General features: G+C 70.4%; 1 protein-coding gene. It reads left to right on the top strand.

Translation table 11 applies throughout. The features are described 5' to 3' along the window. Nucleotides 1–89: 89 nt before the first annotated feature. The coding region (locus D7Y11_RS42855; protein WP_148139298.1) for a hypothetical protein at nucleotides 90–571 on the top strand (482 nt) is incomplete at its 3' end.

Genomic DNA, 571 nt, shown 5'->3' with positions numbered 1-571 from the left:
GTCCCCTCCCCCCTGTCTTGACGGGCCCGCACTTCGCGGCCCAGGATTGGGAATGCAGCACCGTGGGAATAATCCCATGAGGGGGAAACATGGCTGGCTTCTTCGACGAAGAGGACGAGGCTCCGCAGTCCAACACCGCGCGGGTGGAAGAGGTACGGCTGCGTCCGCGCGGGCCCACCCCGCCCCAGGAGGAGTTTCCGCATCCGGGCCGGAAGCCCGGAGCGGGGTTCTTCTCCGACGCTCCCGAGCCGCTCCGGCGTCCCGGAGGCCAGGCGGATTCGCAGATGCCGGCCGTCATGCCGGATGACGAGGGGGGCTTCTTCGGGGGCAACCGCTCCCAGACGGAAGACCCCTTCAGCATGCCCTCCTCGGGGGAGGAGCCGGCGGAGGACCCGGTCATGGCTGGCATCGAGGCCGCGGGGAATGGCCGTTCCGCGAGCCAGCAGCAGCGGGACAAGACCTACGACATCATCGGCAAGGTCGCGGGGGCCGTGGGCGTGGCCTCCGGCGTGGCGGACCTCGTGTATCCGGGCAGCGGCTCGGTCGTGCGGGGCGTGGGGAAGGCCATTGG

The sequence above is a fragment of the Corallococcus sp. AB018 genome (assembly GCF_003986945.1).
GTDB lineage: Bacteria > Myxococcota > Myxococcia > Myxococcales > Myxococcaceae > Corallococcus > Corallococcus exiguus.
This window is presented reverse-complemented; position numbering and strand designations above follow the sequence as displayed.